The organism is Pseudohalocynthiibacter sp. F2068, from assembly GCF_023015645.1.
Taxonomy (GTDB): Bacteria; Pseudomonadota; Alphaproteobacteria; order Rhodobacterales; family Rhodobacteraceae; genus Pseudohalocynthiibacter; species Pseudohalocynthiibacter aestuariivivens.
Genome location: NZ_JALKAK010000001.1, coordinates 443,662 through 465,349, shown reverse-complemented (window position 1 = coordinate 465,349; position 21,688 = coordinate 443,662). Strand labels below are relative to the sequence as shown.

Here is a 21,688-nt window from a genome sequence, read left to right as displayed (position 1 = left end):
TGGCTTGCGTGATAGGATGTCTGCAAACCACGGATCAAACTTTTTTGGCTCCGACCTGATCGACCGAATGCGGGACGTCATGCCCAGGACCAACAAACGGCGTATGTATTGATCTCCTATCTTCGAGATGTGGCCTATGCGTCTTTTCCCACCACTTGATTTGTTAAGCGGTGTCAGCCCCAACCAGGCGGCAAACTCTCTGCCATTGTTGAACTGCTTGCCGCTGCCGACCGTGGCAACAATTGCTGACGCTGTGATCGGGCCGACGCCGGGTATCGTTCGCAACAGTGCAACGCGTTTCTCCCGCTTGGCAATCTGCGTCATATGCCGCGAATGGCGCAAAATCTTCGTATGTAGGAACAACAGCTGATCGCAAAGATCGAAGATGACCTCTTCTGCATCCGTTGGCAGTTCAGGCAGGTCTCCATTCGCGCAGTCTTTGGCAAATTGCAGCACGTGATAAACGCCTTGGGGCAGGATGACCCCAAACTCTGCCAATTGTGCCCGCAGCATATTGATGGTCTGAGTACGCTGTCGCACGATCAAGTCGCGCGTGCGGTGAACAGCAAGGATCGCCTGCTGTTCCGGCGTCTTCACTTCAACAAACCGCATAGTTGGTCGGGTGACCGCCTCGCAAATAGCGGCTGCATCAACGGCATCTGATTTACCACGCTTGACGTAGGGCTTCACATACGTTGGTGGGATCAGTTTCACGTGATGACCGAGTCTGATCAGTTCACGCGCCCAATGGTGGCTGGTGCCACAAGCTTCAATACCGATCAAACAAGGTTCAAGGCGTTCAAAGAATGGCAGAACCTGTACCCTTCTAAGAGCCCGATTGAATGCAACCTCACCTTGATCATTGATACCGTGAATTTGAAAAACATTCTTAGCCAAATCTAGGCCAATTGTTGTAACTTCCATTGGGTGGCTCCTCTCATAAGCAGTTCAAGACAACTGCACTATGGCGCATTGTGACGCCAGATGATGCAGGAGCCATCCACCCCATCCGCATAGCAGACAATTAGCGGCTAACGGAATTACAGTTCCTTCCCGCAGTTTGATTGCTCGGTTCCTCAGAAGGCCTTGTAGGTAGGTATTTCCATAAAACTTCAAGAGTTCCATCTTTGTTCTCATTTTTTGATTGGAGACTCACTTCCGGTGCCCTATCAATTAATGACCGATGAATGAGGGCTGCTATGGCGGATCTGAAAAAGATCGAAGTGCGCGGAGCACGTGAACACAATCTGAAATCGATCGATGTCGATATTCCGCGCGACGAACTGGTTGTGATTACCGGGCTTTCGGGTTCTGGCAAGTCATCGCTGGCGTTTGACACGATCTATGCTGAAGGCCAGCGTCGTTACGTTGAAAGCCTGTCAGCTTACGCGCGTCAGTTCCTCAACATGATGGAAAAGCCGGATGTTGACCACATCAGCGGGCTAAGCCCGGCGATTTCGATTGAACAAAAAACCACCTCTAAAAACCCACGCTCCACCGTCGGGACCGTGACCGAAATATACGACTATATGAGGTTGCTGTTCGCGCGTGTCGGCACCCCTTACAGCCCGGCCACGGGATTGCCGATAGAGGCGCAGCAGGTTCAGGACATGGTCGACCGTGTCATGACGATGGAAGAAGGCACGCGCGCTTATCTTCTGGCACCTATCGTGCGTGACCGCAAAGGCGAGTACCGCAAAGAGTTTCTGGAACTGCGCAAACAGGGGTTCCAGCGCATAAAGGTCGACGGTACGTTTTATGAGTTGGACGAGCCGCCAACGCTTGACAAAAAGTTCCGCCACGACATTGATGTTGTCGTTGATCGCCTTGTCATTCGTGGCGGTCTGGGAACCAGGCTTGCTGACAGTTTCCGCACCGCGCTGGATCTGGCAGATGGAATAGCGGTTCTCGAAATCGTGCCCAGTGCAGATGAAGACGAACCAGAAGTGCCTGAACGCATTACGTTTTCGGAAAAATTCGCCTGTCCGGTCTCGGGCTTCACGATTTCAGAAATTGAGCCCCGGCTGTTTTCCTTTAACGCCCCGTTCGGCGCATGCCCGTCTTGCGATGGTCTTGGGGTAGAGCTGTTTTTTGACGAACGACTGGTCGTTCCGGACGCGGCGCTAAAGCTGTACGATGGTGCACTTGCGCCTTGGCGCAAAGGCAAATCCCCCTATTTCCTGCAAACGATAGAGGCGATCGCGCGACACTACGAGTTTGACAAAAACACGCCCTGGAAAAGTCTGCCACCGCATGTTCAACAGGTGTTTCTCTATGGGTCCGGCGAAGACGAAATCAAATTTCGCTACGACGAAGGCGGACGTGTTTACGAAGTTATGCGCAGCTTTGAAGGCGTCATTCCAAATATGGAACGCCGCTATCGCGAAACGGATTCAAACTGGATCAGGGAAGAATTCGAACGCTACCAGAACAACCGGCCTTGCGGTGAATGTGGTGGCTACCGTCTCCGGCCAGAGGCGCTGGCGGTCAAAATCGCCGGGCTGCACGCGGGTGAGGTTGTTCAGATGTCGATTCGCGAAGCGTTTGATTGGTGCAAGATTGTCCCTGATAAGCTGGGTGTGCAGAAAAACGAAATTGCACGCGCCATTCTGAAAGAAATTCGCGAACGGCTCGGATTCCTGAACAATGTTGGACTTGAATACCTGACATTGGCGCGCAACTCCGGCACGCTTTCCGGGGGGGAAAGCCAAAGGATACGCTTGGCAAGCCAGATCGGCTCTGGGCTGACAGGCGTCCTTTATGTGCTGGATGAACCGTCAATCGGTTTGCACCAGCGCGACAATGGCCGCTTGTTGCAAACGCTTAAAAACCTGCGTGATCAGGGAAATACCGTGATCGTCGTAGAACATGACGAAGAAGCGATCCGAGAGGCGGACTATGTCTTCGACATTGGGCCCGGCGCGGGTGTGCACGGGGGGCGTGTGGTTGCAGAGGGAACACCTGCTGACATCGTTGCAAACGCGACCTCGCTTACCGGCCAGTATCTTTCCGGCGCTCGAGAAATTGGTATTCCAGCCAAAAGACGCAAGGGAAATGGCAAGAAAATCAAAGTCGTAAAGGCCACGGGAAATAACCTTAAAGAGGTGACCGCTGAATTCCCGCTCGGTAAGTTTATCTGCGTAACAGGCGTTTCCGGTGGCGGGAAATCGACGCTGACAATCGAAACCTTGTTCAAAACCGCCTCCATGCGCCTTAACGGCGCGCGCCAGACCCCAGCGCCCTGTGAAACAATCAAAGGGTTAGAGCACCTCGATAAGGTGATCGACATTGACCAGCGCCCCATCGGGCGCACCCCTCGATCAAACCCTGCAACTTATACCGGTGCCTTCACCCCGATTCGTGACTGGTTTGCAGGGCTGCCAGAATCAAAGACGCGCGGCTACAAGCCCGGGCGCTTTAGCTTCAACGTTAAAGGCGGACGGTGCGAGGCTTGTCAGGGTGATGGGCTCATCAAGATAGAAATGCATTTTCTGCCCGATGTCTACGTGACATGCGAGACATGCCAGGGTGCTCGGTACAACAGGGAAACTCTGGAAATAAAATTTAAAGGCAAGAGCATAGCCGACGTTCTTGATATGACTGTTGAAGATGCACAAGAGTTTTTTAAAGCCGTGCCAAGTATTCGGGACAAGATGGTTGCGCTTGCACGGGTCGGACTGGGCTACATCAAGGTCGGCCAACAAGCGACAACTCTGTCAGGTGGTGAAGCACAACGTGTGAAACTGTCCAAAGAGCTCGCAAAGCGGTCTACTGGCCGGACGCTCTATATTCTGGATGAACCGACAACTGGTTTGCATTTTGAAGACGTGAAGAAACTTCTCGAAGTCCTGCATGAACTGGTAGAGCAGGGGAACTCGATGATCGTCATTGAACATAATCTGGACGTTGTTAAAACGGCTGACTGGATTCTGGATATCGGCCCCGAAGGCGGCGATGGCGGTGGCGAAATCGTCGCGACCGGAACGCCTGAAGATATTGCAAAGAATGAGCGAAGCTATACCGGTCACTACCTGAAAGACATTCTGGCCCCATTGAAGGTCAAGAATTTGGCGGCAGAGTAAACGCTTTCTTTTTCCTTAAAATATCCCCGCCGGAGGCGGAAAGTTTAAACCCGCTTTCGTACCGTGGGCGGAGTCGATTAAAAGATGGGGCACATGAGGTGTCGTATCCTCTCCTTGACGTTTTGAGTTATTCTACATAGATATTATGCAATATAGATAAAGATAAATGTGGATTGACCATGCCATCAAACACGCGCGCGCCATTGAAATTCGTCCATTGTGACGTTTTCACAGAGACACCTTATTCCGGTAACAGCCTCGCTGTCTTTCCAGAGAGTCACGAACTTGACGACAGGGAAATGCTCTCGATTACGCAAGAGCTTCGCCATTTCGAGTCCATTTTTCTCAATCCGACAGAGGATCATTACGTCTATCAAGCCCGGGTATTTGACCTGTTTGAAGAGCTGCCTTTTGCAGGGCATCCAATTATAGGGGCAGCCTGCACCTTGCATCGTCAATCTGCCTCGGCAGATGATGTAACCTGGACCTTCAAGCTGACAGGTGACCGTAAAGTCCAGGTACAGACAAAATTGCGGGAAGGGGAATACTCCGCTGTTCTTCATCAGGGGCGGCCAGAGTTTTTAGGCCGAATTCCAGATGCAATGCGCGCCGAGTTTTCTGAAGCGTTTAACCTTTTGGAAGCTGACTTTGCCAACCTGCCTATGGAAGTCATCTCGACCGGGTTGAAATACCTTGTAATTCCTGTTCGTCGGAATTTGGACCGCGCAAAAATAGTCGTTCCTGATCTCGAAGAAAAGCTGCGCGCTCATGGCGCAGAATTTGCGTATTTGTTCAATCCCGAAACCTTTGAGGGGCGTCATTGGAACAACGATGGTGTGGTTGAGGATGTCGCAACAGGAAGTGCCGCTGGTGTTGTCGGGGCCTACGCTCTGAAACATCGCATTGTCAGAGACGCGGAAGCTTTTTTATTAAAGCAAGGTCACTATATGGGACGCCCGAGCAAAATTGAGGTGACGGCATTTGGCGATCCTGAAGACGTAACCAGCGTTCATGTCGGAGGGCCTGTCGCTTTTGTCGGAACGGGTCAGCTTGAGGTATTGCCATGTTAGCACTACCCGTGTTTGAGGCGTCAGACATCAGGCCTCTGCTTTCAATTGCCGCATTGATTGGGCCAATGCGGCAAGTCTTTATTGATCTGTCCGAAGGGAGGGTTCAGGCGCCAATTGCAGTGCTGCATCCGACGGACAAATCAGACATTCACGTCAAATCCGCAGTTATCGAGAATGTACCCTATTTCACCGTGAAAATGGCTGGTTGGTCAGAGGTGCTCGCTGACCAGGGATTGCCAGCGTCTTCCGGCCTGATTGCCGTGTTTGACAGTTCCACTTGCAAACCACTGGCGATCTTGCGCGATGACCATGTGATATCTGATTTTCGGACAGCCGCCGCCGGGGCAGTTGCGACAGATCTGCTGGCCCGTCCGAACTCGAAAAGAATCTTGATCACAGGCACTGGTACGCAGGCATATCTACAGGCACAGGCGGTTTTGACTGTAAGGGATATCTCCGAAGTTCTGCTTTGGGGGCGAAACGCTGAGAAGGTTGCGAGATTGCGTGAAAGGCTTTTGCATGAACATCCTGCCCTTTCTATTCGTTCCTGTACAGAATTGGAAACCGCGGTACGACAGGTTGATATTGTCGTCACAGCAACCGCTGCAAGAAACCCCATACTGCAGGGGAAATGGCTCGTTCCGGGCCAACACGTCATGTCTGTTGGTGCCGACGATACGACGAAGCAAGAACTGGATATCAACTGTTTCAGACGCGCAAATGTGGTTGCAGTAGACGCTGTTGATGCCGCGCATGTTTACGGGAACCTGCACAATAGCGGATATCTGACAGAGTGCGGCGAGGGGTCTATTGCGGAGCTCGGCCAGATCATTTCGCAAAAACGCAACGGAAGAAAATCTGACGATGACATAACAATCGCTAGCCTCGTTGGGCTTGGTGTGCAGGATTTAGCTACCGTCGCGGTTATTTCTGGCAAGCTCGGATTTTAAATCTGAAGTTTCCCAAGAAACATTCGTTCAAGACCCATGGACTGCCTCCAAGTTTCGGAATTTTCAAATTGTTATGCAATTTGATTTTTAGGGACTATTCTTGCGTATCAATTTAGACAGCGTCTGAAAGAAATGGGGGGTTTATCATGTCACTTAAAATCATCGGGTCGGGGTTTGGCCGTACCGGAACAAGATCGCTCAAAGAAGCGCTGGAACAGCTTGGGTTTGGGCCGTGCCACCATATGGAAGAAGTATTTAACAACCCCAACCAAGTCCCGGTTTGGCAAGCATTTGTGGCCGGGGAACGCATTGATTGGCATAAGTTTTTTGCAGGTTACAATTCCCAGATCGACTGGCCGGGTTCGCACATCTGGCGTGAACTATCCGAAACGTTTCCCGATGCAAAGGTCATACATAGCGTTCGCCCCGAGGATTCGTGGTGGAAAAGTTTCTCTACTACAATCGGTAAGCTGTTAACAGTTTATGAGAGGATGGAATTGCCGCCGCACGTCCGTGATATGTTGGATGCTGCAAGCGAATTTATCGGAAAAACGACATTCAACGGCCAGTTCATGGATCGTGAAATGGCCTTGGCAGCATTTCGCAAACGTGCCCTGGATGTGCAGGCTGCTCTTCCTGCAGATCGGCTTTTGGTTTTTGATGTGGCCCAAGGATGGGACCCTTTGTGTAATTTCCTCGAAGTTCCTGTTCCGGATGGACCGTTTCCACACCTCAATGAATTAAACGAATTCTGGGAAAGAGTTGGCGGAGAGCCAGACTAAGCATCCTGAATTTTGTCGGCGCGCAACGGGCATGCGAGGTAGACACCAAATTCTTCACCGATATCGCAGCTGACACGGGCATGGACCTTGCCTTGCCTGTCCACAAATCGCTGACTGTTGTCAGTAGGGAAAATGCCTTCGTGCCAGATGTTGGCGTGGATATAAAGGCCACGGGATCCGTCACACCAAAAGGCCACAACTTTTTCAGGCTTCAGGTCATCCCCCGGTAAGGCGACCGGAACGTTGAACGGTTTTTTGTCGAGAGGGAAGAACAACTGCCCGCCATCCGGGTGATAGTTCATGTGCCACAAGAGAACCTGATCGCGCGGGACCGTCTGCCGTTCGGTTAAGGCGTTTTGCGGATCAGTCGACCATCCCAACACATAGTTGCCCTTGACCGCTTCGTTTGATCCATAAAGCACGTCACCCTTCCATTCGCCGGAAAAGACACCTTCGACCCATCCGCCCTCGTCGCCGGTGCCCTCATCTACCGGCCGCCATCCCTGCGCGGGCCAGCGCGTTATTTCAATTTCAAAACCCTGGGGTCATCGACAAGATATCCATAGTCCTTAACGGTGTCCTCGGTCGCGCGTATCAGCGGAACTTCGTGCCATGGCAGTGAAGGTTTTTCTTTTGCATCAAAGATATATTCTGGTGCGTTCATTTTGGGGTTCCTCACCATGTTACCTGACGAAGGCTGAAGCATTGGATCAACTTAAGCAATTGGCAGCGTCGTTGTTCTGAAGGTCATCACACGAAATATCCTTACGCTTGCTTTTGGTATTGCCAGTACGGGTGCATTCAAGTTCAGTGATTATTAGCGCATTACACGGGGTATATGCGATTACGGCCAGCGGCATGTTTAAACCAAGCAACCGACAAGGACATCATATTGGCGAACTCATCCGAAATCGTAGACCTTGACGCAATTTCGCTTGCAGAGGCGAAGCTGGCGGGAAAAATAATTCGAACACCAGTCCTAGATGTTCGGCAGTCGGGGCTTGAGGAAAAGCTACCCCATGCCAGCACGGTCACGATGAAGCTGGAACTGTTCCAGAAAGCGGGGTCATTCAAAGCCCGGGGTGCCTATCTTTCGATCGATGCCCTTTCTGAAGACCAGCGAAAGTCCGGAGTGGTTGCTGCAAGCGGTGGCAATCATGGGCTTGCTGTGTCCTGGGCGGCGCGGGCAGCAGGGGTAAGCGCAAAAATTGCGATACCGCGCACGGCGGATCCGTTTCGCATTGAGGCGTGCGAAAACCTGAGGGCCGATGTCGTTTTGTGCGATGATATTGCTGCGGCCTTCGCAGCGATGGAAGAGATCGAAACGCAGGAAAACCGCATTAAGATTCATCCGTTTGAAGGAATTTCGATGACGCTTGGCGCGGCGACCTGCGCCAAGGAGTTTTTCGAGGATGCAAATGATCTTGATGCCGTCATCCTTCCTGTCGGGGGTGGGGGATTGATCAGTGGGATGAGCGCTGCCTTTAAACTTTTGAACCCAGAGATTACCGTCTACGGCGTGGAGCCGTTCGGCGCCGATGCATTATACCGAAGTCTGCAGGCGGGTATGCCACAGTCTATTGATAAGGTTGATACCATCGCAGACAGTCTTGGGTCGCCGACCGCACTTCCATATTCATTCGGGTTAGCCCAAAAATATGTTGATGAGGTTGTTCGTGTTCGTGACGATGATCTGAGGGAGGCAATGACGCTGATGTCTCAGACTTTGAAACTTATGCCAGAACCAGCCTGTGCCGCGTCGCTGGCTGGCGCGCTCGGCCCCCTGCGCGAACAGTGCGAGGGGCAGAGAGTAGGGCTTTTGGCATGTGGGTCCAATATTGGTCTGGAAAGGTTTCGAGCGCTGACAGCCCGTTAGCGAAAGAGACAAAGGTAACGCTTGTATATTGGTTTGCGTAATCCAACCTTTTTTCAACACTTTTTTGGTGCGGGCCAATAATCTCAATTTTTCCACCCGGATTTCGCTTGCACACCTCTGCGATTTCAGTTCTTCGTGCGGGGCGTGTGCAGACTCCGCAGAGCCCATTTTGATTGCTCTGTTTCTTTAGGAAAAACAAATGAACAACCTGAACGGCATTTTGTTGATGATTGTCGCTATGGCTGGATTCACGCTGGAAGATTTGTTTGTGAAGCAGCTTTCCAGCACGATTTCAACGGGTCAGATTCTGATCACGCTTGGAGTGTTTAGTGCAACGATTTTTGCGTTGCTGGCGCATGCGAAAGGCCACAGTATTTTTGCCAGCCATGTCTGGTCTCGTGCGACTTTTGCAAGGGCAAGTGCCGAGGCAGTTGCAGCCGTTGCTTTCGTGACGTCGCTATCGCTTGTGCCAATTTCAACGGTTGCTGCTGTATTTCAGGTTACGCCCTTGGTCATAACAATGGGGGCTGCATTGTTTTTGGGAGAGCGCGTTGGCTGGCGCCGATGGGCTGCGATTATCGTTGGTTTTCTTGGGGTATTGCTTATCATCAGGCCAGGGTTTTCAGGGTTTGACCCATCTGTTCTTTTTGTCCTAATCGCGGTTATAGGGGTAACAATCCGGGACCTTATTACACGCCGTGTTCCAATGAATATCGCTTCAACCGTTGTTTCGTTTCAGGCCTTTTCGTCACTGATTATTGCGGGTGTCGTTTTGTTACTGATCAGTTCGGATGATCTCGTGCCCGTGACGCGAACAGAAACCTATCTATTTATAGGCGGCGTGATCTTTGGTGTCTTGGGCTACTATGGAATTGTCGCAGCGACGCGTATTGGTGATGCGGCTGTCGTAACGCCGTTTCGTTATGCTCGGCTATTGTTTTCTCTTTTGGCAGGTGTTCTGGTTTTTGATGAACGTCCGGATCTTCTGATGTTGCTGGGCGCGACGATTGTAATCGGAACGGGCCTGTTCACGTTTATGCGCGAACGTCGTCTTGCACAGGTCGCTGTTTAGGTTCCATTTCGTTTTCTGTTTCGGGATGTCGGTTGTGATCGAGGGGACGAACTCCGTTTGAAATCCTTGGCGGCGGCAGTATTGCTCCCAATTGAGAATAGTCAATGCGGAAAACAGAGAGTTGGCGCAGGGTCTAAAGCATAAATTTTCAAAATGCGGGGAACCCAATGGTCGAGAAATCTCACACGACAGGGCTTTGGCCCTCACTTTACCAACCGTTCCAGAACATGGGCACGCGGCTTTCCGAATGGCTTGCACCAGCAGCAGAAGCTTCAAAGAGCGAAGACGCCTATACCATCGCGTTGGAGCTGCCGGGCGTTGATGAAAAAGACATTGATTTAAGCGTCGACAACGGTGTTGTGACCGTCAAAGGCGAAAAGAAAATGTCCCGCGAGGAAAAAAGCGATAGCTGGTACTTTAGCGAACGCCAGTATGGCTCTTTTTCGCGCAGTTTTCGCATGCCACCTGATGCAGACGAGAGCGGTGTTGATGCAGACCTCAAGGACGGTGTTCTGACAATCACAGTGCCAAAAGCCGCACCCGAATCAGAAACGTCCAAGAAAGTCGAAATCAAACGCGGTTAAGGATTTACCTTCGGTCATAAGGTCAGTTTTCTTAAACCTACCAATAGGTTTCAATTTCTAATCAAGGCTTTTGCATACACAGACCAGCTGTGCCTCGACAGCAGTTTCAAATAAATCAAGGTAACCTTTAAGGGGATAAATTCATAAAGAATTTTCTGCGTGGGCTCTTAGTCGTAGGTTTTTATGCGCTTGCGCTACTCAGCTAGCTGCTGACCCGCAAGATAGCAGTACGAATGGTGGCGGAGACTCCTCCTCTTCGAGCTACTGAAACCGCAATTTAGCTGGTAAATTGCATCAGCCGCTGCGTGCGCGTTTTTCGAACCGGGGCAGCATTGCGGAGAAATCGGTACCCTGACCACCTTCTTCTTCGACGAACTTTGCATAAAGTTCTGTCGCCGCTTTACCCATTGGCGTGTCGGCGTCAGAAGCTTCGGCTGCTTGCTGACTTAGCCGCAGGTCTTTCAGCATCAATTCGGAAGCAAAGCCCGGTTTATAGTCATTGTCCGCAGGTGATTGTGGCCCGACACCCGGTGCCGGGCAATAGGCGTTCATGGTCCAGCTGTAACCGGAAGACGTGGAGACAACATCAAACATTTTTTGACGATCAAGCCCCAGTTTGTCGGCAAGGGAAAAGGCCTCGCACGTGGCAATCATCGTGACGCCAAGGATCATGTTGTTGCAGATTTTTGCGGCCTGGCCCGCGCCAGATGCACCACAGTGAACGGCCTTTTGCCCCATAATGTCGAAAAGAGGGTTCACTTTGGCAAAACCTGCCTCGGTTCCGCCTGCCATGAAGGTAAGCGTGCCGGCGGCCGCGCCCCCGATACCCCCTGAAACAGGCGCATCGACGGCCATCAACTGGGCAGCTTCGGCTTGTTCGGCAACGGCGCGCGCGCTTTCGACATCAACGGTGGAACAGTCCAGTAAGACAGACCCAACCGACATTGCCGGAATGATCTCTGCCGCGACAGCGCGCAAGATCGCGCCGTTAGGCAACATGGTGAGCACTACGTCAGCACCCTTTGCAGCTTCGGCACCGCTTGCGGCTTTCTTAACGCCTTCGGGGCAGGGGGCGGTCAGATCGAAACCCGATACGTCATGGCCAGCGGCTGCCAGGTTCAGCGCCATGGGCGCACCCATATTTCCAAGTCCGATAAAACCGATTTTCATTTTTTCACTCCCCAAATTCCAACGCCACGTCTTTGACGGGCAATAGCATGCTCGTAACATCAATCAGCGGAACGGACTGCAAATCTTTGTGCTTCCACTGAGGATTGCGATCTTTGTCAATGATTTGCGCGCGGATGCCTTCCAGAAAATCAGCGTGTTCCATAGCACGGTGCGTAAATCTGTATTCCTGTTCCAAAGCGGCGCGAATGGTGTCGAGCCCACGGACGCGATGAATGATCTCAACCGCGCATGCCATGGAAAGAGGCGCATTCCGGTTAAGTGCTTTAAGGGTCTCATCCGAAAACGCATCTTCCGATGCAGTCAGAGACCGGGCGATATCCGAAAGCGATTCACCTGCAAAATGTTTGTCAATTTCCGTTTTTTGTTTAGCGAAGGTGCTTTCCGGCGCTATCATTGCAAGGGTGTCAACAGCCTGAGGGTCCCCGGACTCTACAAGCTTGGCAATCAGCGCGGGCCATTCATTTTCCGGAATGTAATAATCAGAAAATCCAGCATAAATCGCATCTGCAGGGCCAAGCCGTGCTGCGGTTGTGCCAAGGTATTCGCCCAACCGTCCCGGTGCGCGCGCCAGTATCAAAGAACCACCTACATCGGGGATAAGACCAATGCCGACCTCTGGCATCGCGATCTGGCTGCTGTCACAAACAACCCTATGCGACGCATGGCACCCGACGCCTACTCCACCCCCCATGGTGAAGCCCTGCATCAAACTTACGACAGGTTTAGGAAATTCAAACATCTTGGCGTTCATGCGATATTCATCGCGCCAAAATTTTCGACCATAGTCAAAATCACCATTTTTGCCGGTGTTATACATTTCTGTTATGTCGCCACCCGCGCAAAAGGCGCGATCTCCTTCGGCATCAATCAGAAGCAACTTGATTGACGCGTCGTCTTTCCAGCTATCCAGTGCTTTTTCTATTTTCAGGCACATGCCATAGCTAAGCGCGTTCAGTGCTTTGGGGCGGTTCAGGGTGATGCGCCCAACAACGCCTTCTTTGCGGATATTGATGTCCATCAACCGCGATCCGCAAGCATCTGGCGCGAAACGATCAGGCGCATAACTTCATTGGTGCCTTCCAGAATTTCATGCACACGCAGATCACGCACCAGTTTTTCGATGCCGTAGTCGGCGAGATAACCATAGCCACCATGAAGTTGCAGGCATTGGTTTACAACCTTTGAACCAGTTTCCGTGACAAAGCGTTTTGCCATTGCACAGAATTTCGTTGCATCTGGCGCGTTATTGTCCAGCTTCCACGCCGCCTGGCGTAAGAACACGCGCGCCGCCTGCAGTTCAATCTCAAGATCGGCAATACGAAATTGGAGGGCCTGGAACTGGTCAATTGAGCGTCCAAAGGCTTTTCGCTCTCCCATATATGTCAAAGTCGCATTGAGGGCAGCCTGTGCAGCCCCGAGGCTGCAGGCAGAAATATTGAGTCGCCCACCATCAAGCCCCGCCATTGCATAAGAAAAACCGCAGCCTTCTTCACCGATCAGATTGGCTGATGGGACGATGCAGTTATCCATTTGGACCTGACGGGTGGGTTGGGCACGCCAACCCATCTTGTCTTCCAAACCGCCGAAACTCAGACCTTCCAGGCCGTCATCAATGACAATTGCCGAGATACCTTTAGGACCTTCACCACCAGTTCGCGACATTACGATATAGGCATCTGCATAACCGGCCCCAGAAATGAAGGCTTTTGTGCCTGTCAGGCTGTACCCCTGTTCGGTTTTTTCGGCTCTTGTTTTCAAGGCAGCGGCATCTGAACCGGAACCGGGTTCTGTCAGACAATAGGCAAAAAATGTCTCCATACTGGTCGCGCTGGCCAGATATTTTTCCTGTAAGGCAGGGCTTGCGAACTTGTCGATCATGGCTGCGCACATATTGTGGATCGATAGAAAGGCGGCGGTTGCCGGGCAAGCCATCGACAATGCCTCAAACACAAGTGTAGCGTCCAGGCGCGAGAGGCCGGAGCCGCCGTTTTCTTCGCTTACATATAGGCCACCAAAGCCAAGCTCTGCCAGTTTTGGCCAAATGTCTTTGGGAATGGACTCAGCTTTTTCCCAGTCTCGCGCGAACGGGGCGATATGCTCTGCACCGAAGGCCTCAGCCATGTCAAAAATTGCGCTTTGTTCTTCACTCAGGGAAAAATCCAATGTCTGGCCCTCCTGTCAGCTAAAATTGAACGTTTGTTTAATTACCAATTATTGCAAGAATTTTGCAAGGCAGGAATGACCACCCTGATGGGGCAAGCTCATTCTGCGCTAAAAACAACGTCTGGTTCTGCAACTTTAAACGATTCTTCATTCCTTGCCTTCATTGATCTGGGTGAAGCCGCTTACTTGGTTGCCTCAGCATTGCGATCGCACCTTTGGAGAGATTTTATGAAAGTTCTCAACACTATCAGAATACCTGGAAAATTCCCGTTGATGATTTTGCTTATGATCTGTTTTGTGCTGGCTGGGGTTGGAGCCGCGACTTACGTGGCGGTACCCGGGAACGTGGTTTTTTATTTACTCGTTGCGGCTGCTATTACGTTAACGGTCTGCTTTTGTGCTGCTGCGGTTTTTTTACGGCGCTTTCTGAATCAGTTTTTTGGGTACATTAATGCGATGCAAATCAGCGACCTTTCCGATCTTAGCGCTACACCAAAGGGGCTGGGCCGGAAAGACGGAGTGGGCGAAATCATACGGGCTTTGAAAGATCAGCACCAGAAACCAACGAATCCGGAAAAAGCTGCTGTGGACAGTTTTATAATAGGTGCAGCGTTTGAGCATACGTCAGCGGCGCTGATGATTTTGGACAATGAGTTTAATATCGCGGGTCAAAACAAAGCTGCGACCCGTCTGCTTGAAAGCAGCAAGGACAGGTCTGCGATCGAGGCACAGAAAACGGGCCAATCTTTTTCGAATGCGGATAACACGGGGTTTTTCCTGGGCGATTTATCTGAGCTACAACGCGCCGCAACAAAAGCCGAATCTTTGCCGTTCTGTGGTAGCACAAAATTTACTGAGAACCGGTATGGATATACCATCGACAAAATTACAAACGCTGACGGAATGCAGGTCGGTTGGGTGGTTGAATGGCGCGATGCGTCTAAGTCGCTAACAAGTCGCGCGATACTGAATGCGCTGGAAACACATCAGGCGAGGGCGGAGTTTGACCTGACCGGCGCGTTTCTTGGTGTAAATGCAAAATTTTTGTCGATGGTTTCTGTTTCGGAGCAATCTATCATCGGGTTGCCTCAGGACAGGATCATAACAGCAGAGCAGGTTTGCCTGAAAGAGGGTGAATCGTTTTGGGATGTGTTGCTTTCGGGGAGATCGGTATTTGGACGGTTTGAGGTAAACCCACCTGACGGGAAGGCCGGTTTGATCGAGGGTGTGTTTTGTTCGGTCGTGGACAGCGACAAAAAACCTGTTCGAATTCTTCTTATTGGAAACGATGTGACCGAAGCGCAGACACTAATGCGTCAGTCAGAGGGAGAGCGCGCCGATATGGAGCACGCTCAGTTGGAAGTGGTGGAGGCATTGAGGGTGGGCCTGAAAGCGCTTTCCGATGGTGATCTTACTGCTGAAATTGAAAAGGCCTTTTCCGAAAATTATGAGCAGCTTAGAGAAGATTTTAACCTTGCCGTAATGAAACTGCGGGATGCAACCCTGCGCGTTGCTGAAAATGCAACATCAATCAGAGGTGAAGCTTCTGAAATAACCAGTGCTTCCGATGATCTTTCTCGACGGGCGGAAAAGCAGGCGGCAACACTCGAAGAGACAGCGGCTGCCCTGGATCAGTTGACTTCAAGTGTGCGGTCCGCTGCGGAGGGAGCGGAACAGGCCAACCAGGTTGTTATTGATGCCAAAACCAACGCGGAGGCCAGCAGTCTGATTGTTGCGCAAACAGTTGATGCTATGGGAAAAATCGAAACGTCTTCGGGTCAGATTTCCAGAATTACAAGTGTGATTGATGACATCGCATTTCAGACCAACCTTCTGGCATTGAACGCAGGGGTTGAAGCCGCGCGTGCCGGTAATGCGGGGCGTGGGTTTGCGGTTGTTGCATCAGAAGTTCGGGCGCTTGCACAACGGTCGTCAGAGGCAGCGCGGGAAATCAACCAGTTGATTTCAGAAAGCGGACAACATGTTAAACAGGGTGTGGAACTCGTTGGTCAAACCGGGAAATCGCTTGAGCAGATAATTCACTCTGTCAGCGATATTTCGATGCATGTTAACGAAATCGTGGTTTCAGCAAAAGAACAGTCTATTGGACTGGTTGAAATAAATACGGCTGTAAATGAACTGGATCAGGTTACGCAGCATAATGCGGCAATGTTTGAACAGACGACTGCAGCGAGCCATTCTTTGACGTGCGAAGCTGAAAACCTAACGCAAACGCTGTCTCTCTTTAAAACACAAAGGCACATGTCAAACATCATTGCCCCCGCCTTTAATGGGCAGTCGATACATTCGAGGATTGATGCAACAAGCAAAATGCTATCACAAAATTCCGGTTCCGCTGTTGTTGCGGAGAATGTCGCTTACGAACTAGATCGCGAACCGGACACTCAGGATTGGAAAGAGTTTTAACATCAAAACTCTCTTCGGAGCCTTTTCAAACCTACAAAAAAGCAAATTTAAACCTCAGTTCGTTCTCAAAGGTCTTGTGTTTGCTCATGGGTTCGCAAAGATTGAAAAGGTGATACTCACAGATATCATGGCGTCGTTACTGAATTGTCTCAAGCATTCCAAACAGGTTTTTCATTTGGTATGTGAAGTGCAGTTGCGCATTTCATCGTCTCCGGTGAAGAAAGAAAACTTAAACGCTGTATCGACGATAGGCTGTCACCCCGGCACTTTCATAGGTCGTTTGTGACCCGGCTGGCAGTTTCTCTGCGTGCCCCAGAAACAGCCAGCCGTCAGCCGTGTTTGCCGCCTCAAAGCGTGGCAACAAGCAGAGCCGTGCGTGCGCATCAAAATAGATAAGGACGTTCCGGCAGAAAATTACATCAAAGTGCTTTTTCATCGGCCAGTTGTTGATCAAATTTAGCTCTCGAAAGCGGACTATTCTTCTGAGTCTGTTTCGAACTGTCATCTCGTTGATCGATGGTGGATCGTGATACTTGAAATATTTTAAGCGTTGTCCAGAACTTATTTCTGCCATTTCCGGGATCTGGTAACATCCATTGTGGCCAGTTCTGACAACATTTGGATCGATATCTGTAGCGAGAATCTTTACATCCAAAGAAGCGGCGTCGGGCGCAAGATCCAGCAAAGTCATACCGATAGAATAGGCTTCTTGTCCTTTTGAACATCCTGCGGACCATATTCTGACGCTTTCGCCTTTCCTTAAACTCGCAACCAAAGGCGGAAGAACTTTTTGGCGCAGAAGATCGAAATGGTGTGGTTCCCGAAAAAACCGCGTCACGTTTGTTGTGAGCGCGGAAATCATGTGCTGACGTTCCCTGACAGCGTTTTTTTGTCTTAGAATGTCGCAGTATTCTGAAAAGCTTGAGAGTTGCAATACACGGATTCGATTGGCCAGGCGGCTTCGAATCATTGGACGTTTTTCCTTTGAGAATGAGAGTCCGGCACTTGTCAGAGCAAGATTTGAAATTGCCTGAAAATCCCTGTCAGTCAAGATTGGGGCGATCAAAATAAAGGCTCTCTCGATTTAGCTTATGCCGCATTTGCAGCGTCGACGTTTACAATGGCTTTCAGATCAAGCACCCTAATCAGACGATCCTCTATGGTGAGAATCGCGGTTACAAACCTTTGACCTGAACCTGAGCCGATATCCGGCAAGGCCTGTTGGCTGTTTGTTGGTATGGAAAAAATATCTGAAACACGATCAACCAACAGCCCAACAATTTTGCCCTGTATTTCAGCAACAATGATTACATTGCGCTCGGTCGCATTGATGGGTCGAAGTCCAAGCCTGCATGCGAGATCCAGTACGGTTAATATATTCCCGCGAAGATTGATAACGCCGTGAACAAAATCTGGCGCGTGGGGCAACGGTGTTGATTTTGACCAACCTCGAAGTTCGCGCACGAACATGACGTCAATAGTGTATTCCTGGCCGTTGACCCAGAAAGATAAAAGCTCGGAATCGGCTGGTCTATCCAGTTCGTTTGTTTCGTGCATTTTTTAACCTGCTAGAGAATACTCTTCTTTACGAAATCGATTTTGAGGCGCTGTGGTTTTCACGATGTCAATCGGATCAAGGATGAGGGCAATTTTACCGTCTCCAAGAATTGTTGCCCCAGAGACGCCAGGGCACGCACCGATGTTGTTCTGTAGTGCTTTAATAACGACTTGGCGCTGCTCAATAATTGCGTCAACAATCAGCGCAAAATAGCTTTCTTCCTGAGCAATGAGAAGAACGTTACACCCATCAAAATGTGATTTCCGTTTGCGATATCCGAGAGCCGCTCCGAGGTCGATGATCGGAAGAAATTTTTCGCGTATTTTGATCATTTTTGTTGAGCTACCGAACAGATGGATATCAGAATTTTTCAAAATCAGCGTTTCGACGATATTGCTGAGAGGTATCACATGTGTGTTGTGGCTCACCTCGACAACGAGACCATCTTGGACCGCGAGTGTTAGTGGAAGGTCAATCTTAAAAACTGTTCCCTTCATTTCGGTTGTTGTCACGAAAATCCGCCCGCCCATCGCCGCGATTGAATTTCGCACGATATCCAAACCAACACCTCGGCCGGAAACGTTTGATATACTGTTCGAGGACGAAAAACCGGGTAGAAACAGCAAATTGTCGACTTCTGAGATGGAAAGTTTGGCGCTTTGATCAACCAAACCGGTTTCTTTTGCTTTTCGCAGAATTTCCGAGCGGTTTATGCCGCGGCCATCATCCGAAATTTCTATCGTAACACGGCCCGATTTGTGGCGTGCAGTGAGATGGATTTCCCCGATTTCTGGTTTGCCGTATTCAGACCTTTCGGCGGGACATTCGATCCCATGATCTATCGCGTTCCTGATAATATGCGTTAGAGGATCAAATAGCCCTTCAATAACTGTTTTGTCAATTTCAGTAGATTCACCTTCCGTCAACAGACGCACGTCTTTTTGCGTCGTTCTTGATGTTTCCCGAACAACACGTGCCATACGTTGAAAGAGTGTTTTTACAGGCTGCGCGCGTATCATCATAACACTGTCCTGAAGGTCGCTGGCAAGTTGTGAAAAATCCTCTAGTGCTGCAAATATGCTTGCGTCTGTGTTAAGGCTTGTGGTGGCTATGCTTTGTGCGAGAACGGCCTGATTGATGACCAGTTCCCCGATCTGATTGACTAAAAGGTCGACACGATCCAGATCGACGCGGACCGTTGGTTTCGCTGCCGGTGCGGCGATTTCTTCGGGAGGACGGCTTTCAAAACGTGCTTTCTCTACAGATGCTTTCGCTGAACTTTGACGGCCTGATGCATCCGGTTGCGTGATCTGAAAAGGCTCGGCTGGCTGCTGCTCTGCGTTGCTATCGGACTCCGTTACTCTATTGCTCGTTAGATCGAGATTTCGGGTATGCGAATGCGCTTGTTGCCGTTCGGAAATATTCAGTACACAAAGGTCTTCGACAAAATCAAATACTTCTTTGACCTCGGCTAAATCGCAGGTGGTTAGCAGCTCTGCCTTCCAGCTTAAGTAGCTGTTTTCTGGATTTAAATCTGAAAGGCAAGGTATTTTCGCGGTGTCACACGTCACGGTAACATGTCCAAGCTCATACAACGACTTCAATACATATAAAGGCTCGTTTCCGGATGGAAATATTTCCGAGTTTGGTTCGAAGAAAATGTCGAATATTGGCTCTGCCTGCTGGATCCCGACTGATGTGCTTTCTCTATCCTGTGCGTTTGAAGCAGCGTTCTCTGTAGATTTTGATTTTACCGGGGATTCAGCGTTGTTCTGAATGTATGCATCGAGCTCTGAAAGGCAGGTACGAAACCCTTCTGGCTCTTCCGAATTTTTTGTTCCGGCCAGCCGTAGCAAATCTCCAAGCAAATCACACGCACGAAGAAACAGTTTTACCGCTTTTTTATCCGGGGCCGCCTGTTTGCTCCGCACCGCTTCGAGCGCGGTTTCAAAACGGTGCGCAAGTTTAACCAGGGTAACGATGTCGAAAGCGGCAGCGCCGCCCTTTATGGAGTGAACGGCACGGAACACTTCATGAATGGTCTCTTCGTTTTCAGTGCCATTTTCGATTTCGGATAGGCCATCTTGCAACGCTTCCAGATGACTAATGCACTCCTGAAAAAAGAGTCGCGTATTTCTGCTATGGAAGCTGACATCTTTTGTCCTAACCGGCGACTTTGGTTATGGCCTGAACAAGTTTTGTTGGATCAAATGGCTTAACAATCCATCCCGTTGCACCTGCTTTGCGCGCCCGCGCTCTGAGCTCGGGTGCGCTTTCGGTTGTAAGAACGAGAATGGGTATACCGCGATGTTTTTGTTGTTTTCGAACCGCGTCAATAAAGCCAAAACCATCAAGATTGGGCATGTTAATATCTGTTATGATGGCGTCGGGCGAAAGCTGTGTCAAAACCTCGAGCCCGTGCTCGCCGTCTTCGGCAAGATGGGTGGTGAAACCGGCTTGGCCCAACGCGAGTTTCAACATATCGCGCATCGTTCGGCTGTCATCAACGGCAAGAATATTAAGGCTCATGCTGCATCCTCTGCAAATGTTTCGATTGAAAACCCAAAGATCGCCAGATGATTGATGAACGTATCGCTCGCACGCTCGAGGACAAATTTTGTGCCTTCAGTTTTGTGATCTTTTGCTGCCGCTATTAGCGCTTGAAGGCAAAGTGTTCCAAGATGCGAAACTTTTGACGCATCAAGAATTACATCGGCGCCTGCTGCATGGCGCAACGCGTCCACAAGCGAGTTTGCCGCGCGCAAATCCAGTTTGGGCTGTAATTCGATACGAAGGGTCATGAGAATGCCCGTCGTAGAGAAGCTAAACACGTTCGCAAAATGTACCTTTCCTTAAGCCGTTTCAGAACGGTCTAAGGCGCGTGCGTTAACATTCGCTTACGTATGAAGAAATTCAGGCTCTTCCCTGAGATTGCCCAAGAAATACAGCGCACCCTTTCAGGCCTGCAAAGTCATCGTCCATCACGGATACAGAGAATTCGTCCATGAAATCAGAAAAACGGCCTTTCGCGCGAAAACATTCGTCAAAGCCCATTTCGGCAAGATACGGCGACAAAGCACGCGCGACGCTGCCAACCAGAAATATTCCGCCAAACGGAAGATGCGTTAAGGCGAGATCACCAACGGTTGCCCCCAAAATTTTGCAAACGCTTCTGATCGTCTCTTTTGCTTTTTCGTCACCATTGTCTGCGGCTAGCACTATTTCTGGTGCAGAAAGGATGGGTGCCGTCCTTACACCGTTAGAAAGCCACTGAAAAACGCGTTCTATTCCGCGCCCGGACAGCACATCTTCGCAAGCGACGAAATTAATATCTTTTTCCAAATGCTGTATCAGTGCGCGCGCGGTTGGGGTGGTTAAATTTAGCCCCATATGGCCAGATTCTGATGACAAGATGAGCGGACCAGATTTAGTTTCTTGAACTGTTGCAGTATTAAAGCCGGTGCCGAGCCCAACAACCAGCTTTGCACTATTTCTATTGATCGCGGCGTTCCCGCGTTGTGAAGGAAAAATCGTTGAAATCGCTTCATGCTCAAGATGATCAATTGCGTGGCCCTGTACCTCGAGGTCATTCAGCAAAAACGCCTCGCGTATTCCAAAATCTTCACAGATACGACGCGTGTCGATTTTCCAGTTTAGATTGGTCAGTGTTCCGCAGCCATTCCAGACAGGGCCTGCAAGGGCGAAGCATAGGCTTTCAAATCTGACACCAGTGTGCGTCGCCAAGTACGCTCGTAGCACGTTATCAAAGCAGGAATATTCATTGTTCCTGAATCGCTCCATAGTGCCGGAAATCAGAACAGACCCTTCCGCTTGCGCGATTCGTGTGTTTGTACCGCCGATGTCAGCAACCAAATGCCGATTTGTTACAGAGTGTTTGGCCATCAATTGCTCTCGTTACCTGGGGAAGCGTTA

The 21,688-nt window shown here is 50.4% G+C and carries 20 protein-coding genes and 1 pseudogene; 8 read left to right on the top strand and 13 right to left on the bottom strand.

Translation table 11 applies throughout. The annotated features are described in order from the left end of the window. Positions 1 to 924 (bottom strand): IS110 family transposase (locus MWU63_RS02260; protein WP_247076836.1); only part of this gene is annotated, 924 nt, incomplete at its 3' end. Between the two features lie 275 nt (positions 925 to 1,199). On the opposite strand from MWU63_RS02260, the gene uvrA reads away from it, so the two are divergent. The 4 genes from uvrA to MWU63_RS02240 all read left to right on the top strand — a co-directional run bounded on the left by uvrA (position 1,200) and on the right by MWU63_RS02240 (position 6,884). Next, positions 1,200 to 4,082, top strand: a complete 2,883-nt coding sequence (uvrA, locus tag MWU63_RS02255) for an excinuclease ABC subunit UvrA (RefSeq protein WP_247076834.1) — start codon at positions 1,200 to 1,202, stop codon at positions 4,080 to 4,082. 179 nt (positions 4,083 to 4,261) lie between these two features. Next, the gene (locus MWU63_RS02250; RefSeq protein WP_247076832.1) at positions 4,262 to 5,152 is read left to right on the top strand and encodes a PhzF family phenazine biosynthesis protein; all 891 of its coding nucleotides are present in this window, start codon (positions 4,262 to 4,264) and stop codon (positions 5,150 to 5,152) included. Then, positions 5,146 to 6,102 (top strand): ornithine cyclodeaminase family protein, encoded by a 957-nt coding sequence (locus MWU63_RS02245; protein ID WP_213887787.1) that lies wholly within the window; start codon positions 5,146 to 5,148, stop codon positions 6,100 to 6,102. Before MWU63_RS02250 ends, MWU63_RS02245 begins: the two co-directional genes overlap by 7 nt. A 146-nt stretch (positions 6,103 to 6,248) precedes the next feature. Then, a complete protein-coding gene (locus MWU63_RS02240; protein WP_213887788.1) occupies positions 6,249 to 6,884 on the top strand; it encodes a sulfotransferase family protein in 636 nt (211 codons plus the stop codon). Here MWU63_RS02240 and MWU63_RS02235 read toward each other — a convergent pair. Together MWU63_RS02235 and MWU63_RS02230 are read right to left on the bottom strand one after the other, a co-directional pair. Continuing rightward, positions 6,881 to 7,306, bottom strand: a complete 426-nt coding sequence (locus tag MWU63_RS02235; protein ID WP_247076830.1) for an ureidoglycolate lyase — start codon at positions 7,304 to 7,306, stop codon at positions 6,881 to 6,883. The two genes, MWU63_RS02240 and MWU63_RS02235, sit on opposite strands and share 4 nt — an antisense overlap. Before the next feature lie 98 nt (positions 7,307 to 7,404). After that, the gene (locus MWU63_RS02230; protein WP_246531606.1) at positions 7,405 to 7,548 is read right to left on the bottom strand and encodes a hypothetical protein; all 144 of its coding nucleotides are present in this window, start codon (positions 7,546 to 7,548) and stop codon (positions 7,405 to 7,407) included. A 228-nt stretch (positions 7,549 to 7,776) separates the two neighbouring features. Between MWU63_RS02230 and MWU63_RS02225 the strand changes: the two genes are divergently transcribed. The 3 genes from MWU63_RS02225 to MWU63_RS02215 all read left to right on the top strand — a co-directional run bounded on the left by MWU63_RS02225 (position 7,777) and on the right by MWU63_RS02215 (position 10,416). After that, positions 7,777 to 8,760, top strand: a complete 984-nt coding sequence (locus tag MWU63_RS02225; protein WP_246531607.1) for a threonine/serine dehydratase — start codon at positions 7,777 to 7,779, stop codon at positions 8,758 to 8,760. A gap of 199 nt (positions 8,761 to 8,959) precedes the next feature. Further along, the gene (locus MWU63_RS02220; RefSeq protein ID WP_213887790.1) at positions 8,960 to 9,832 is read left to right on the top strand and encodes a DMT family transporter; all 873 of its coding nucleotides are present in this window, start codon (positions 8,960 to 8,962) and stop codon (positions 9,830 to 9,832) included. 167 nt (positions 9,833 to 9,999) lie between these two features. After that, on the top strand, positions 10,000 to 10,416 hold the full coding sequence (locus MWU63_RS02215; RefSeq protein WP_213887791.1) for an Hsp20/alpha crystallin family protein: 417 nt from the start codon (positions 10,000 to 10,002) through the stop codon (positions 10,414 to 10,416). Positions 10,417 to 10,710: 294 nt separating this feature from the next. Here the strand turns inward: MWU63_RS02215 and mmsB are convergent, their stop codons facing one another. Genes mmsB through MWU63_RS02200 form a run of 3 tightly spaced genes read right to left on the bottom strand, consistent with a single transcriptional unit; the run spans position 10,711 to position 13,770 of the window. Further along, positions 10,711 to 11,586 (bottom strand): 3-hydroxyisobutyrate dehydrogenase, encoded by an 876-nt coding sequence (gene mmsB, locus MWU63_RS02210; RefSeq protein WP_247076828.1) that lies wholly within the window; start codon positions 11,584 to 11,586, stop codon positions 10,711 to 10,713. Between the two features lie 4 nt (positions 11,587 to 11,590). Beyond that, on the bottom strand, positions 11,591 to 12,628 hold the full coding sequence (locus tag MWU63_RS02205; RefSeq protein WP_213887793.1) for an enoyl-CoA hydratase/isomerase family protein: 1,038 nt from the start codon (positions 12,626 to 12,628) through the stop codon (positions 11,591 to 11,593). After that, complete coding sequence (locus MWU63_RS02200) at positions 12,625 to 13,770, bottom strand: acyl-CoA dehydrogenase family protein (protein ID WP_213887794.1); 1,146 nt, start codon at positions 13,768 to 13,770, stop codon at positions 12,625 to 12,627. The genes MWU63_RS02205 and MWU63_RS02200 overlap by 4 nt, the downstream gene beginning before the upstream one ends. 228 nt (positions 13,771 to 13,998) lie before the next feature. Here MWU63_RS02200 and MWU63_RS02195 point away from each other — a divergent pair, with 228 nt between their 5' ends. Then, positions 13,999 to 16,197 carry a methyl-accepting chemotaxis protein gene (locus MWU63_RS02195; protein ID WP_247076826.1) on the top strand — a complete coding sequence of 733 codons (2,199 nt, stop codon included), beginning with the start codon at positions 13,999 to 14,001 and terminating at the stop codon, positions 16,195 to 16,197. A gap of 229 nt (positions 16,198 to 16,426) precedes the next feature. On the opposite strand, the gene MWU63_RS02190 is transcribed toward MWU63_RS02195, so the two are convergent. The 7 genes and pseudogenes from MWU63_RS02190 to MWU63_RS02165 all read right to left on the bottom strand — a co-directional run bounded on the left by MWU63_RS02190 (position 16,427) and on the right by MWU63_RS02165 (position 21,658). After that, entirely contained in the window at positions 16,427 to 17,248 is an 822-nt protein-coding gene (locus tag MWU63_RS02190; protein ID WP_247076847.1) for a protein-glutamate O-methyltransferase CheR, read from the bottom strand. Positions 17,249 to 17,286: 38 nt separating this feature from the next. Beyond that, a complete protein-coding gene (locus tag MWU63_RS02185; RefSeq protein WP_213887797.1) occupies positions 17,287 to 17,754 on the bottom strand; it encodes a chemotaxis protein CheW in 468 nt (155 codons plus the stop codon). Between the two features lie 3 nt (positions 17,755 to 17,757). Further along, positions 17,758 to 19,326: a chemotaxis protein CheA gene (locus tag MWU63_RS20460; protein ID WP_348646203.1), complete on the bottom strand. Its 1,569-nt coding sequence runs from the start codon at positions 19,324 to 19,326 to the stop codon at positions 17,758 to 17,760. Positions 19,327 to 19,656: 330 nt separating this feature from the next. Next, a pseudogene (locus tag MWU63_RS20455) lies at positions 19,657 to 19,872 on the bottom strand (Hpt domain-containing protein); the annotation flags it as partial. Positions 19,873 to 19,918: 46 nt separating this feature from the next. Beyond that, positions 19,919 to 20,284 carry a response regulator gene (locus tag MWU63_RS02175; protein ID WP_247076822.1) on the bottom strand — a complete coding sequence of 122 codons (366 nt, stop codon included), beginning with the start codon at positions 20,282 to 20,284 and terminating at the stop codon, positions 19,919 to 19,921. Then, positions 20,281 to 20,556, bottom strand: a complete 276-nt coding sequence (locus MWU63_RS02170) for an STAS domain-containing protein (RefSeq protein WP_213887800.1) — start codon at positions 20,554 to 20,556, stop codon at positions 20,281 to 20,283. The genes MWU63_RS02175 and MWU63_RS02170 overlap by 4 nt, the downstream gene beginning before the upstream one ends. Positions 20,557 to 20,668: 112 nt before the next feature. Beyond that, a complete protein-coding gene (locus tag MWU63_RS02165; RefSeq protein ID WP_247076820.1) occupies positions 20,669 to 21,658 on the bottom strand; it encodes an ROK family protein in 990 nt (329 codons plus the stop codon). Positions 21,659 to 21,688 lie beyond the last annotated feature (30 nt).

Bases quoted from the DNA above. Each gene is read 5' to 3' on its own strand.
- MWU63_RS02220 (WP_213887790.1), top strand. From the start codon at position 8,960: ATGAACAACCTGAACGGCATTTTGTTGATGATTGTCGCTATGGCTGGA.
- MWU63_RS02230 (WP_246531606.1), bottom strand. From the start codon at position 7,548: ATGAACGCACCAGAATATATCTTTGATGCAAAAGAAAAACCTTCACTG.
- MWU63_RS02195 (WP_247076826.1), top strand. From the start codon at position 13,999: ATGAAAGTTCTCAACACTATCAGAATACCTGGAAAATTCCCGTTGATG.
- MWU63_RS02175 (WP_247076822.1), bottom strand. From the start codon at position 20,284: ATGAGCCTTAATATTCTTGCCGTTGATGACAGCCGAACGATGCGCGAT.
- MWU63_RS02250 (WP_247076832.1), top strand. From the start codon at position 4,262: ATGCCATCAAACACGCGCGCGCCATTGAAATTCGTCCATTGTGACGTT.
- MWU63_RS02185 (WP_213887797.1), bottom strand. From the start codon at position 17,754: ATGCACGAAACAAACGAACTGGATAGACCAGCCGATTCCGAGCTTTTA.
- MWU63_RS02165 (WP_247076820.1), bottom strand. From the start codon at position 21,658: ATGGCCAAACACTCTGTAACAAATCGGCATTTGGTTGCTGACATCGGC.
- MWU63_RS02245 (WP_213887787.1), top strand. From the start codon at position 5,146: ATGTTAGCACTACCCGTGTTTGAGGCGTCAGACATCAGGCCTCTGCTT.
- uvrA (WP_247076834.1), top strand. From the start codon at position 1,200: ATGGCGGATCTGAAAAAGATCGAAGTGCGCGGAGCACGTGAACACAAT.
- MWU63_RS02170 (WP_213887800.1), bottom strand. From the start codon at position 20,556: ATGACCCTTCGTATCGAATTACAGCCCAAACTGGATTTGCGCGCGGCA.
- mmsB (WP_247076828.1), bottom strand. From the start codon at position 11,586: ATGAAAATCGGTTTTATCGGACTTGGAAATATGGGTGCGCCCATGGCG.
- MWU63_RS02215 (WP_213887791.1), top strand. From the start codon at position 10,000: ATGGTCGAGAAATCTCACACGACAGGGCTTTGGCCCTCACTTTACCAA.
- MWU63_RS02240 (WP_213887788.1), top strand. From the start codon at position 6,249: ATGTCACTTAAAATCATCGGGTCGGGGTTTGGCCGTACCGGAACAAGA.